Below are 12,601 nucleotides of genomic sequence, written 5' to 3'. Positions count from 1 at the left end.
GGAAATAATGGTAGACAGAAAGGATAATACTGCATATAATTTATTTGACCACTGGTTAAAAGGAAGGTTGTAATGGCAGAACTAACGAAGGATAAGATTATACAGCAGGCTAGGAAGCTATTCATCGAACAAGGTTATGAAAAAGTATCGATGCGGGAAATTGCTAAGCATTTAGGCTGCAGCCATGGTGCATTATATTATCACTTCAAGAACAAAACTGCTTTGTTCTCCGAGGTGCTGGATTATTATTTTCAAGAACTGAATAGTATTATCGATCGAATCATGCAGCAAGAAGAGGGCGATAAGATGCAGGATTTATTCATGGAATACATCCGATTCGGGCTCGATCATCCGCATCAGTATGAGCTGATGTTTATGCTGAAAAATAAAGAAATGGACAGCTTGATGCAGCGGCCGGCGACAGAAAGCTTCGAACGATTTGAAGCAGCCGTGAAAGTAGCGGGCGGCATCAATCCGCAGAATGGAGAAATTTACTCGCTATTTCTTGCTCTTCATGGATTTGTATCTCTTCATTTGCATCGCGCAGCGAATTTTGAGGCAGCAGCGAAAGCAGCTGGAAGATATGTCGATTTTTTAAGAAAGACCATTTGATTGGTCTTTTATTATAGTCGCATTTGACCACTGGTAAAAAGAGGAGGGAAAACAATAGATGATGAAAAAGATCCAAATGAGTGCTGTAATAGTGCTGGCTGTCGGGATTGCGGGTTATTCGATTGTTCAATATGGAATCATAGGCTTGGATAGGGCAGGTTTCATTTTACAGAAAGTGAGCCTTGGTGAAGTTATCTCGAGTATGTGGAAGTGGATGCTTGCTGTTCATATTGTCACCAGTATTTTCGCGCTTGTACTTGGTCCTTTTCTGCTGATGAACAGGAACAAGCAGAAGGATAAGCTCCACAAGCAATTAGGTTATCTCTACACAGCGGGAGTAACCGGAGGGGGATTATCCGGCCTGTATCTGGCTTACTATGCCACCGGCGGAGTAATTGCACAAACAGGCTTTGGAATGCTTGCTTTCCTATGGCTGATCACTGTTTTCCTTGCCATCCGAGCTGCTGCCCAACGGAAAATAGCCCAGCATCGGCACTGGATCATGATCAATTACAGTCTGACATTCGCAGCCGTGACCTTGCGCATCTGGCTGGGGATATTCATGCTCCTTTTCGGTCCTTCCCTCTATGAAGTGTATTATCCGTATATTGCCTGGTTATGCTGGGTGCCGAATATATTGCTGCTTGTTCTTTATCTTAAACGAAAAACCACCTTTGTATATTGATCATGATATCGATATTTTACCAAGAATGACACGTTATCGTCATAAGCGTCCCCCACAGCAAGCAGGATCACTGTGCCTGAAGAGTATTGCGTCAATGAAAAAAGAAGCGTTTAACTTAGCAAGCAAGGGGAAATTCATATATGAAGATAATTTCTGAAGGAGGCACTATTCGTGCAAGAGAAGTTTGATGTAGAGTTTACGTTTATTGGCGGGGAGAAATACACATTCACAGATTATCAGTCAGGATCCTATGTCCATGTGGTAAATGAAATAAAAGACAGTGAGAATGGCTGGTTCGGGGCAGCTGGGGAAGTAGTGAATCTGGCGAACGTGACATCTGCGAAAGTAATGGAAAAATAAAGCGAAAAAGGAGCGCCTATCAGTGGATAGGCGTTCTTTTATGAGCAAGATCAGGAGGGGCGAACGTGGATATTGGAGAGTTTGATTATGCAAAGCAGAAATCCCCTGGCTATAAAATTGTCACTATACTATAATCTAATAAATCAGATAATTCGAATAAAGGGGAGAAGGAAAATGACGGAACAGACGGAACAGACGGAACAGGTCAGGAAAGAAGCGTTGGCAGCTCAATTGCTGAAAGTATATGAAACGGGGGACCCGATGGATTTTATCAGCCGTCAGTATGAGCTGACACCAGAGCAAGCCTATGAAGTGCAAGAGACATTTGTTTCAGTGCGGGCGGAACGGACTGGAAAAGTAAAAAAGGGACACAAAATCAGTATGACAAGCCCGGCCACGCAGGCGTTATTCGGGGCAACGGAGCCAGCTTACGGCACGTTATTCGATGATACGATACATACGGGGGATACAGAAGTGGAGCTTGCTTCCATGATGTCCCCGTTACTCGAGCCGGAGATTGTATTTGTCTTGAAAGAGGATTTGAGCATTGGAGCAGGAGAGGAGGAAATCTTGGAGAAGAGCATTCTGTCTGCAGGCATAGAAATTCCTGACTCCCGTTTCGCTGATTGGTTCCCGAAATTCCAGCTGGCTGATTTGATTTGTGACAATGGTGTAACAGGAAAGGTGGTTGTCTCCGATAAAGGGAGGGATGATCTGACCATGACGGAGGTGGAACGAATCAAACTGACATTGACACTTGATGGTAAAGATATCGGTACAGGGTTTGCTTCGGAAGTAATGGGGAATCCCGTCACTTCAGTTGCGTGGCTGACACAGAAACTAGCCGCCAAGAATATTTCCCTGAAAGAGGGGATGGCAATCAGTTCCGGAACTTTCCTATCACCGGTTCCATTAGGGACAGGAAGATATGAGGCCGATTTTAGCCTGTTAGGGAAAGTGAGACTGCAAGTTATTTAATTTTGTAAGAAATATTGACAAACCATTCCGCTGCACTTATAGTTAGGATTAATTCAAAATTGACCGAAATATTTTAATAAAAGCGACGAATGGGAGTAGTAGAAAGATTGGCATAGCCTTAGAGAGCTGCGGATTGGTGAAACGCAGACTATGCATTTTCGAACTCACCCTGGAGCAGCAGGACTGAGGGATATTTTCCTTAGGTTTTGACGAGTCACCTTCGTTATAAGGTGAAGAGCGGGTTTGATAGAACCAATAAGAGTGGTACCGCGGAAAGCAAAGAAGCTTTCCGTCTCTTTTCCATCCTCGGATGGAGATGAGACGGAAGGCTTTTTCTTTGGAAAAATGCTGGAGAACATCAAGGGGGTAACAATCATGAAGAAAGACCAACATGGATTAAAACGCACCATGACAGCACGCCATATCATGATGATGGCATTGGGCGGGGCAATCGGTGCTGGCTTGTTCAAAGGCTCAAGCTCGGCAGTCGATCTGGCTGGTCCAGCTGTCATTTTCGCATATTTGATCGGGGGCATCATTCTTTTATTCGTCATGCAGGGTCTTGCAGAAATGGCAGTCCAGAATAAGGAAGCAAGGACATTCCGTGATTTGGTCCAGGCAAGCATCGGAAAGTTTCCGGCATTCTTCCTTGATTGGATTTATTGGAAGATGTGGGTATTGAATATTGCTGCAGAAGCTGTCGTAGCTGCTATTTTCCTTCAATACTGGCTGCCGGATTACCCTGTATGGATGCTGACGCTGATCGTTGCCATACTTGTGACAGCTGTCAATCTTTTCTCGGTAAAAGCGTTCGCTGAGACGGAATACTGGCTGGCATTAATCAAAATAAGTGTCATCATTCTATTCATTCTTGCTGGTGTCGTCCTGCTATTATTCTCGTTCGGCGATCATACGGCTCCGGGATTCAGCAATTTGACTGCTCATGGCGGATTTTTCCCGAATGGTGCCGGGGGATTGGTAACAGCAATGCTGGTTGTCATCTATTCCTATGGCGGAACAGAAATCATCGGAGTGACATTGGCGGAAACGAAGAATCCGGAAAAAGTCGTGCCAAAGGCAGTGCGCAGTACATTGACTCGAATCATTGCTTTCTATCTGTTTCCGTTTTTCATCATTGTGAGTCTCATTCCTTGGAATGAAGTGAACAGTTCGGCAGTGAGTCCTTTCGTGCTTGTATTCCAGCTTATCGGAATCCCGGGTGCTGATCATGTCATGAATGCTGTCATTTTACTGGCCATCATTTCATCCATGAATTCAGGACTTTATGGCTCATCACGAGTTCTTTATACCCAGGCAATGGATGGGAGAATATCGAAGCGATTCGCTTGGCTGTCCAAACGGCAGGTCCCGGTTGTGTCCATCCTTGTCTGTACATCATTTTTATATGTAGGTGTGCTGATTTCGCTGTTCATCGGAAGTAAGACATTTAATTATCTGATGGGATCGCTTGGCTACACGGTTCTGTTCATTTGGCTTATCATTGCGTTCGCCCATCTGAAATCACGGAAGATGCATCCTGATAAGACGACATATTATGTCAAAGCATTTCCGATGACGACCTGGCTGGCGATCATCGCATTGCTGCTGATCTTGATTGGTGTGCTATGGACTACTTCACTTGTCATCACAGCCGTAACTTTGGTTATCTATCTAGTGATTATCGGAGCTTACTTTATCAAGAAGCGCAAAAAGAGGCTTTGATCTTCCTTGTAACATTAAGTTTTAGAAAAATTTGATTATTGCACCCTTCTATCTGTTCAGATACTATATAATAGTATACTTATTTTGAGTCAAGGCTTTACTACACATGTTTGCATGCTCGAAATGAAGGAAGAGGGGAGCATACATATGGCTGAAGAAAAGTTAGCCAGAGGATTGAAAAACAGACATGTCCAATTGATTGCTATCGGCGGGGCCATTGGTACAGGGTTATTCCTTGGCGCCGGTAAATCAATCCATCTGACTGGACCGTCCATTTTATTTGCGTATTTAATTACCGGTATTTTCTGTTTTCTTATTATGCGGGCTTTGGGGGAAATCTTGCTGAGTAACCTCGGTTACGGATCTTTTGTGGATTTTGTCGGCGATTACTTCGGTGACCGTGCCGCTTTCATTACGGGCTGGACTTATTGGTTCTGCTGGATTTCCATTGCAATGGCTGATTTGACGGCCGTCGGGATTTACACGCAATTTTGGTTCCCGGAAGTACCGCAATGGATGCCGGGTCTCGTTGCGCTCGTCATCCTGCTGATCATGAATCTAGCTACCGTAAAGCTATTCGGTGAGATGGAATTCTGGTTTGCTTTGATCAAGATAATCGCCATTTTGGCTTTGATTGTGGTTGGTGTCTTCATGATCATCCGCGGATTTTCCACAGATGCTGGCCCATCCAGTTTCGCAAACCTTTGGGATCATGGCGGTTTCTTCCCCAATGGCATCCATGGATTCATTTTATCGTTCCAGATGGTCGTCTTCGCCTTCGTCGGTATCGAATTGGTCGGTCTGACAGCCGGGGAAACGGAAAATCCGGAAAAAGTCATTCCGAAAGCAATCAACAATATCCCGATTCGGATCCTTGTATTCTACATCGGTGCGCTCATCGTCATCATGAGCATCTATCCATGGGATGCAATCAATCCGGCGGAAAGTCCTTTCGTCCAAGTATTCACAGCAGTCGGAATCGTAGCCGCTGCGGGTATCATCAATTTTGTCGTATTGACATCAGCAGCATCGGCTTGTAACAGTGCGGTTTTCAGCACAAGCCGCATGGTTTACTCCCTGGCTAAGGAAGAACATGCGCCGCAGCCGTTCAAGAAGCTGAATTTCCGCCAAGTGCCGAGGAACGCATTGTTCTTTTCCATCATCGTCATCTTGATTGCGGTCATACTCAACTATGTGATACCTGAAGGTGTCTTCACCTTGATCACGAGCATCTCGACAGTCTGCTTTATTTTCATCTGGGGCATTACGGTACTGGCCCATTTGAAATATCGCAAAACACGTCCAGAGCTTGCGAAAAAAAGTAAATTCAAGATGCCGTTTGCGCCAATCTCGAACTATTTGATCCTGGCATTCCTGGCGTTTGTCATCGTCGTTCTGGCGCTGGCTGAAGACACACGCGTATCCTTGTTTGTCACACCAGTCTGGTTCATCATCCTGCTGATCGTCTATCAGGTGCGTGTGAAAACAAAGGATAGAACCGACAGTAATTGATTGGAGAAGCCCTCTTTTGGAGGGCTTTTTTTTATGCGGGAAACAGTCGATCACTTCTTTGGCTGGATCTCATTTACGATATTAAGCGCTTACATTTTTGCAAGTTCAAGTTGCAAAAACATACACTGAACTTCCAGAATTCCACCACATATAATTAAAAAGTGAAAGGGGTTACATTCCATGAAAGAAAGGACTCAAAGATTACTCACTAGATTTTCTTCCGTTAATTCCTTTTTGACCTGTAAGGATTTAAGTACAGAGTTCTTGATTAGTGAACGTACCGTGAGAAATGAAATGGCCTTGATTAATAGCTTTTTGGCTGAAAATGGTTATCCGCCAATAAAGACAGTAAGGGGAAAGGGATTTAAATTAAGCCTCTCTGCCAAGGAACGTGAAGATTTGCTGATAAAAATAGGAGACGATAGGACCTTTGATTATTACCGTCCAAATGAACGTTTTCTTGCGCTGCTTTTGGACATTGTAAATCCATTGAACACTACATTCCTTTATGAAATGGAAGAGAAGCTTCAGGTTTCAAAGAGTACATTGGATGAAGATATGAGGAGGCTTCGTTTGTTCTTAAAAAATCATGGGATATCGGTAGTGAGCTTTCCGAAGCAGGGCATGGTTTTACAAGGGGATGAACGATCGATAAGGTCGATGTTATACAGGGTCATTAGCAGCATGACGGATATTGATGCCTTGTTTCGTGTCCAAAATCCAGAAGTTGCAGTGTCGGCCTTGGAACAAGTGGTAATTGATTATTTAAATCCAAAAGCTATCGGTATCATTACCGAGCTTTATGATGAAATCCTGGTAAAGTCGCAGATGGAAGTCAATTACATGTATCGGAACCAAGTCATTTTATTTTTAGGTATTTGGCTGCGCCGCATGCAAGAAAGAAATACTTTAAGTGAGTCGGCAAAAGTCAAAAACAGGATAAAGGAAGGACCTATCAGGGATCTCATTGGTTCACTCTGCAGGGATTTCGATCTGGATCCGCCATTGATCGAAATGGATTATATCACACTCGCCATAGAATCATTCAACCCGAAAGATATGAACAACTCAATTGATTGGATTACTGCACAACTGCTGGCCATCCAATTAATTGAGCATGTGGAGAAAATAACCGGTATTCCCTTTTCACAGCGGGAGGACGAATTATATGAAGGATTATATAAACATATCACAGGTTTATTGAGTCGATCCAAGAACGACATTCAAGCTACCAATCCTTTGAAAGATACGATAAAAGCATCTTATGCCGAAATCTATGAGGCAGTGACATGCTTTAAGAAGCAAATCGAGGAACATACAAAGAAGCCATTATCAGAAGACGAGATAGGATTTTTGACTGTTTACTTTTCAACTTCTGCCAGCTGGATGAAGCAGGAGAAACGCACAGTATATCAGGCTGTTGTGCTTTGCAGCCATGGGCTTTCAACGGGAAGACTACTGGCCGCCAATCTGAAAGAGCATTTTGACATAGACATTGTTGCTGTATTGAGCTCACATGAAGTAAGCTTCATCGACAAGCTGGATGTGGATTTGGTTTTCACTACCATTCCTATCGATTATCGGAAAAAACCATTATTGGTACTCAATCCGATCCTGAGGGAAAGCGATAAAAAAGAAATAGACTCATTCCTGCGTAAAAATAAGGATAAGCGAAGGATGATTTCTACCAACTTAGATGCTACCGAACTGATGCAGGATATCTTGAAGTTGATCATTGACAGCGGCGGCAAAGTGACCAAAGAAAGCTACCAGAAAGCAGAAGAGACTTTTAAGAATCACCATTTGAAAATTAATACGAGGGAGATACAGCCAATGCTACAGGATATCCTGAAAAACTCCAATATTTTATTGAATCAAGCATGTAAAGACTGGAAAGAAGCTATCACTAAGGCAGCCGATCTTTTGATGGAGGAAGAAGCAATTGAAGCAAGTTATATAACTGCCATGATTAAATCTGTAGAGGAATATGGACCTTATATTGTTGTTGGCAAGCATTTGGCTTTAGCACATGCGAGGCCGGAAGACGGAGTGAATAAATTGGGTGTCAGCGTTATGTCGTTAAAGGACCCAGTGTATTTTGGCAATCCAGATAATGATCCGGTACGGCTTGTATTTTGTCTGGCTGCCGTCGATTCTTATTCGCATTTGAATATCATGAGAAATTTGATTGATTTGATAAATGATGAAGAAAAAGTCAAGAGATTGATAGCAGCACAAAATATAGAGACGTTTAACAAGGTGCTTTATGGAAGTCAAAAAAACTATTAAAAAAAGGGAGAAGATTTCATGAAAAAATTAAGTATTCTATTTGTTTGCGGGGCTGGATTGGGAAGCAGTTTTGCATGTCAAATGGCGGCAGAGGATGTGTTGACTAAGTTAGGAATCGAGGCCAGATTGGATCATGGGGATATATCTTCAGCTGCTTCGGCAAAGCCGGATATCATCATCACGGCACAGAACTTTCAATCACAATTCGAGAAATTCACCATCGATCCTCAGCAAACAAGAATCGTTTATTTAAGGAACATTGTATCCAAACAAGAAATCGAAGAAAAAATCACGCCGGTACTGAAGGAAAAAGGAGTCTTGGCTTAAGTATAAAACAGACAGAGCGAGGGAGGAAGGCAGCAAATGGGTGTTATCAATTTTATTATCGAGAACATTTTGACTCAGGCATCTGTCACGATAGCATTGATTGCTATGCTGGGTTTGATTCTGCAAAAAAAATCTGCTGGTCAGGTGATATCCGGTTCATTAAAAACAATGCTGGGTTTCATGGTATTGGCTGCCGGTTCAAGTATCATTGTCGGGAGTCTGACATATTTCGGCAAGATATTCGCAGAAGGATTCCAAATGCAGGGTATTGTCCCTTCGATTGAAGCCATTAATGGTCAAGCCATGAATGAATTAGGCTTGGGCCGGGATATTGCATTGACTTTTCTGGCGATCTTCATCTTTAACATTATCATTGCCCGGTTCACGAGGTGGAAATATATCTTTTTAACAGGTCAGGCGATCCTTTGGATGGCTACCATGACAACCGTGTTTGGATACTTTGCTGGATTACGCGGGATTGCTTTGATATTGACAGGGGGATTCATTGGCGGTGTCTTTGCGGTTGCCATGCCGGCAATTGCGCAGCCATTCGTCCGTAAAATCACCGGCTCGGATGACATCGCTTTGGGACATTTTTGTACAGTGGGCTATGTGTTCGAAGCAGGTGTTGCCAAGGTATTCGGGGAAAAAGGTGAAAAGAAAAAATCGGTGGAGGATTTAAAGCTCCCAGCCCAATTCGAGTTTTTGCAGGATACCTATCTGTCCGTAATGGTAGTGATGGTTCCGCTCTATATCATCACAGCAGCGTTTGCCGGACCGGAATTTTCTTCTGCATTGGCAGGTGGGACGCATTATTTGATGTTTGCCTTTCTTCAGGCGATTCAATTTGTAGTAGGAGTGTACGTGCTATTAGCAGGGGTCCGTTTGCTGCTGGGTGAAATTGTTCCAGCATTCCGCGGCATTGCAATGCGACTGGTTCCAAATGCCAAGCCAGCCTTGGATTGTCCAGTGCTGTTTCCGTACAGTCCCAATGCTGTCATTGTAGGGTTTATTACAACGACCATCGGTTGTGTCCTTGCAATGTTCGTACTGCCGGTATTCGGGCTGGCTATGATTCTGCCAGGGATGCTGACAGCCTTTTTTGCGGGCGGAACTGCCGGAATATTCGGAAATCAGGTTGGCGGACGACGTGGTGCGGTCATTGGCGGTGTGGCACACGGGTTCTTCATCACGCTCTTGCCAGCGCTGCTGGTAACGATATTCAATTCCATGGGCTTTGTTAATGCAACTGCGACCGATGTCGATACAGTAGCAGCTGCTCTGCTGTATGCATGGCTCATTGGTCCGCTTCTAAAAGCTTTTTAGAATAAATGGAGGTAGATATGATGTTTGGTTTTGGCAGGAAAAAAGACAAAAATCCCAAAAAAGATGCGCAAAAGGAAGACGCCCCCGTTTTGACTCCAGAAGAGAAAGAACAAATATTGTTTTCCATTTCTTCAAAAGAACAAGAACTCGATCAGGCTTCTGAAGGGGAACAAGCAAAAATCCTTGAAGAAATCGGTAAAGCCTATTCAAGGCTCGGGGATGATGATCGCGCAATCGCTGCCTTTGAAAAAAGTATTCAAATAGAGAAATCAGTCGGCGATGGATATAAAAAACTATTGAGTTTATATAACAAGAAGCGAGCAGAGGCAGCAAAAGCAAATGATGAAGAATCGCTGCAGATCTATCTCGATAAAATGGATCGGATGATGCAGGTCTCCAAGGATGTTGCACGAGGCGTTCGATAAATATTACTAAGGGAGCGGTGAAGCATGTACACTACTTTAAAAGAAGTTACGAGCAGGGCGGAGGAACTTAACTATACAGTGGGTGCCTTCAATGCACACAATTTGGAAATGCTGCCTGATATGATACGCGCGGCAAAGGAGCAAGGATCGCCGATCATTATTCAAACAAGCATAGATACGGCGAAATACATTGGTCATGAAAACTTCGTTGCAGTATGCAAGTCCATGGCGACAAAGGAAATGGTGGATGTGGTATTGCATTTGGATCACGCAAGGAATTTCGATGATATCAAGGAGGCTATCGATAAAGGCTATACATCCGTTATGTTTGACGGCTCTCATCTGCCGCTGAAGGAGAACATCATGAAGACGCGAGCAGTAGTCGAATATGCGCATGAACATGGAGTTTCCGTAGAAGGAGAGCTTGGTACCATCGGAGGAACGGAGGAAGGGATCCATGTTGGAGATGATGATAAGGTATATACGGATCCAAAAGATGCTGTGGAATTTGTCAAAGCGACTAAAGTAGACGCGTTAGCCGTTGCTATCGGTACAAATCATGGCCAATATAAATCCAAGACAGACGTAAATCTTCCATTGCTGAAGGAGATAAATGCAGCAGTGGATGTGCCATTGGTGATTCATGGCGGAACAGGTGTGAATGAACGTGATATCCCGGAACTGATCAATAGCGGTATTCGAAAATTCAATGTAGGTACGGAACTATTGGTGGCATGGACGAGAAAAGCAAAAGAAACATTCGGGGAAACAAAAGAGACAAAGTCGCTGCGGCATAATGTGATTCCATGTAATCAGGCAGTAAAAGAAATTGTCAAACATAAAATCAGTATTTTTATGAATGTCGAGGATCGTACCCTGGTCTTGAAGTAAGTAAAGAGGAAGTAAGGCTCTTCCATCATGCCCGACTAGTAAATGGATAGAAGGTGAATAGATGGATAATGTCCTAATATTATTAGCTGGCTTTCCGGGAACAGGTAAGACTTATTTAGGCAGTATGATCGATGACAGGCTGGGACCGTATGCATTGATATCTCCTGATAAGCTGAAGGAGTGCTATTTTGATATATATGGATATCAAGACTTGAATGAAAAAAAGAGACTTGAAAACGAGGCATGGAAGACATACTACGAAGTGATGGAATTTCAAATGCAAGCAGGAAAGAATATTATATCTGATTACCCATTCAGCAATAAGCAGTATCCTTATCTTCAGTGTTTGACAGATAAGCATCGATATAAAGTCATCACCATTCGTTTGACAGCGGATTTGAACGTCTTGTATGAACGTCAAAGAAAAAGGGATTTGGATGATTCCAGACATTTGAGTCATATTGTAACGTCCTATCGAATGGGGGATTGTCTTGAAAACAGGACCGAGGCAGATAATTTACTGACTTATGAGGAATTTCTCCTGCGCTGTACCACAAGAGGTTATGATGCATTTCAAATGGGAAGGTTGATTGAAGCAGATGTGACGGATTTCTCAAAGGTCGACTATTCGAAGCTTATTGATGATATCGAAATCTTGTCGGATAGCCAGCTTGCAGATTAGCAGGGAAAAATCCCCGCCTGACTGACCAGATTGATGATCTGGTTGCTTAGACGGGGATTTTTCTGTGGGAATACCAACAAATCATCGCTCGGGATGAATGGCTCGACCCCTTTTGGAACGATTTTCAGGAAATCTTGACCCAGCTATTGGTCAATCACCTGATAAACGCACTTTTACAGTTTTTCAGGGCATCCGCTATCCTTATCCTTTGAGCAGGATGGATGTCGTAATCATCCAGTATATCGATGTGAACCCACGCAATATCGAAAGACTCCTCACTCTTGCACACTTCTCCGCCGACAGGCTTTCCTGCGAAGCAAATAGAGAACTGCTGCCTTACTTCACCATCTGAATAAGCGATGATATGGCGGGGATCGCTATATATACCTGTTATGCGATCCATGATACATATCAAACCAGTTTCTTCCTTCACTTCCCTAATTATTGCCTCCAGTACCGATTCTCCTGCATCCATATTACCGCCGGGTAAGGACCATTTCCCGTTATCGCTTCTCTGCTGAAGCAAAATATACTGGCCATTTTGTATCACTGCAGAAACGGCGGGTACGATTTTTTGGGCTTCAGGGGCATTTTCTTCATGATAATAATCAGTCCTGCTCATATGGTGGCCTCCTTGGATTTTTTAGAAAAATGTTTGACAACGCTTACAACAGATAATACAATAACAATCAAGAATTAACAAATGATATTAATTGTAACATATGTTACATTTATTGAACGTATATGAAATGTAGTGACATATGTTCATCATTTTTTGCTTAAATATGAAAA

At 43.2% G+C, this 12,601-nt stretch carries 13 protein-coding genes and 1 other annotated feature; of the genes, 12 read left to right on the top strand and 1 reads right to left on the bottom strand.

Features of this window, described 5'->3' with window-relative positions; genetic code table 11:
* Window positions 1-72 precede the first annotated feature (72 nt).
* From MHI54_RS05255 to MHI54_RS05200, 12 genes are all read left to right on the top strand, one after another.
* Complete coding sequence (locus MHI54_RS05255) at window positions 73-612, top strand: TetR/AcrR family transcriptional regulator (RefSeq protein ID WP_095215091.1); 540 nt, start codon at window positions 73-75, stop codon at window positions 610-612.
* Between the two features lie 58 nt (window positions 613-670).
* Window positions 671-1,297 carry a DUF2306 domain-containing protein gene (locus MHI54_RS05250; protein WP_095215090.1) on the top strand — a complete coding sequence of 209 codons (627 nt, stop codon included), beginning with the start codon at window positions 671-673 and terminating at the stop codon, window positions 1,295-1,297.
* 171 nt (window positions 1,298-1,468) lie between these two features.
* Entirely contained in the window at window positions 1,469-1,657 is a 189-nt protein-coding gene (locus tag MHI54_RS05245) for a hypothetical protein (protein WP_095215089.1), read from the top strand.
* A 174-nt stretch (window positions 1,658-1,831) separates the two neighbouring features.
* Window positions 1,832-2,635: a 2-keto-4-pentenoate hydratase gene (locus MHI54_RS05240; RefSeq protein WP_340082531.1), complete on the top strand. Its 804-nt coding sequence runs from the start codon at window positions 1,832-1,834 to the stop codon at window positions 2,633-2,635.
* Between the two features lie 76 nt (window positions 2,636-2,711).
* Window positions 2,712-2,935, top strand: a binding site (T-box leader).
* Window positions 2,936-3,010: 75 nt separating this feature from the next.
* Window positions 3,011-4,357, top strand: a complete 1,347-nt coding sequence (locus MHI54_RS05235) for an amino acid permease (RefSeq protein WP_095215087.1) — start codon at window positions 3,011-3,013, stop codon at window positions 4,355-4,357.
* 147 nt (window positions 4,358-4,504) lie between these two features.
* Window positions 4,505-5,869: an amino acid permease gene (locus MHI54_RS05230; protein WP_095215086.1), complete on the top strand. Its 1,365-nt coding sequence runs from the start codon at window positions 4,505-4,507 to the stop codon at window positions 5,867-5,869.
* 180 nt (window positions 5,870-6,049) lie between these two features.
* Window positions 6,050-8,158, top strand: coding sequence for a BglG family transcription antiterminator (locus MHI54_RS05225; RefSeq protein WP_340082530.1), 2,109 nt, complete (start codon window positions 6,050-6,052; stop codon window positions 8,156-8,158).
* Between the two features lie 18 nt (window positions 8,159-8,176).
* Entirely contained in the window at window positions 8,177-8,485 is a 309-nt protein-coding gene (locus MHI54_RS05220) for a PTS sugar transporter subunit IIB (RefSeq protein ID WP_095215084.1), read from the top strand.
* A 36-nt stretch (window positions 8,486-8,521) separates the two neighbouring features.
* Entirely contained in the window at window positions 8,522-9,811 is a 1,290-nt protein-coding gene (locus tag MHI54_RS05215; protein ID WP_095215083.1) for a PTS sugar transporter subunit IIC, read from the top strand.
* 17 nt (window positions 9,812-9,828) lie between these two features.
* On the top strand, window positions 9,829-10,236 hold the full coding sequence (locus tag MHI54_RS05210; protein ID WP_340082529.1) for a tetratricopeptide repeat protein: 408 nt from the start codon (window positions 9,829-9,831) through the stop codon (window positions 10,234-10,236).
* 24 nt (window positions 10,237-10,260) lie between these two features.
* Complete coding sequence (locus tag MHI54_RS05205) at window positions 10,261-11,127, top strand: class II fructose-bisphosphate aldolase (RefSeq protein ID WP_095215081.1); 867 nt, start codon at window positions 10,261-10,263, stop codon at window positions 11,125-11,127.
* A 61-nt stretch (window positions 11,128-11,188) separates the two neighbouring features.
* Window positions 11,189-11,809 (top strand): AAA family ATPase, encoded by a 621-nt coding sequence (locus tag MHI54_RS05200; protein ID WP_340082527.1) that lies wholly within the window; start codon window positions 11,189-11,191, stop codon window positions 11,807-11,809.
* A gap of 154 nt (window positions 11,810-11,963) precedes the next feature.
* Here MHI54_RS05200 and MHI54_RS05195 read toward each other — a convergent pair whose 3' ends face one another.
* Complete coding sequence (locus MHI54_RS05195; protein ID WP_095215079.1) at window positions 11,964-12,431, bottom strand: NUDIX domain-containing protein; 468 nt, start codon at window positions 12,429-12,431, stop codon at window positions 11,964-11,966.
* Window positions 12,432-12,601: the final 170 nt, after the last annotated feature.

Origin of the sequence: Terribacillus sp. FSL K6-0262 (assembly GCF_037977385.1) — a bacterium.
In the GTDB taxonomy this organism is placed as follows: domain Bacteria; phylum Bacillota; class Bacilli; order Bacillales; family Amphibacillaceae; genus Terribacillus.
Note: the sequence above shows the minus strand (reverse complement) of the source record. Positions and strands in the feature narration are given on the sequence as shown.

Excerpts from the sequence above, each read along its gene's own strand:
- MHI54_RS05195 (WP_095215079.1), bottom strand. The coding sequence starts at position 12,431 with ATGAGCAGGACTGATTATTATCATGAAGAAAATGCCCCTGAAGCCCAA.
- MHI54_RS05230 (WP_095215086.1), top strand. The coding sequence starts at position 4,505 with ATGGCTGAAGAAAAGTTAGCCAGAGGATTGAAAAACAGACATGTCCAA.
- MHI54_RS05220 (WP_095215084.1), top strand. The coding sequence starts at position 8,177 with ATGAAAAAATTAAGTATTCTATTTGTTTGCGGGGCTGGATTGGGAAGC.
- MHI54_RS05240 (WP_340082531.1), top strand. The coding sequence starts at position 1,832 with ATGACGGAACAGACGGAACAGACGGAACAGGTCAGGAAAGAAGCGTTG.
- MHI54_RS05250 (WP_095215090.1), top strand. The coding sequence starts at position 671 with ATGATGAAAAAGATCCAAATGAGTGCTGTAATAGTGCTGGCTGTCGGG.
- MHI54_RS05200 (WP_340082527.1), top strand. The coding sequence starts at position 11,189 with ATGGATAATGTCCTAATATTATTAGCTGGCTTTCCGGGAACAGGTAAG.
- MHI54_RS05210 (WP_340082529.1), top strand. The coding sequence starts at position 9,829 with ATGATGTTTGGTTTTGGCAGGAAAAAAGACAAAAATCCCAAAAAAGAT.
- MHI54_RS05215 (WP_095215083.1), top strand. The coding sequence starts at position 8,522 with ATGGGTGTTATCAATTTTATTATCGAGAACATTTTGACTCAGGCATCT.
- MHI54_RS05205 (WP_095215081.1), top strand. The coding sequence starts at position 10,261 with ATGTACACTACTTTAAAAGAAGTTACGAGCAGGGCGGAGGAACTTAAC.
- MHI54_RS05235 (WP_095215087.1), top strand. The coding sequence starts at position 3,011 with ATGAAGAAAGACCAACATGGATTAAAACGCACCATGACAGCACGCCAT.
- MHI54_RS05255 (WP_095215091.1), top strand. The coding sequence starts at position 73 with ATGGCAGAACTAACGAAGGATAAGATTATACAGCAGGCTAGGAAGCTA.
- MHI54_RS05225 (WP_340082530.1), top strand. The coding sequence starts at position 6,050 with ATGAAAGAAAGGACTCAAAGATTACTCACTAGATTTTCTTCCGTTAAT.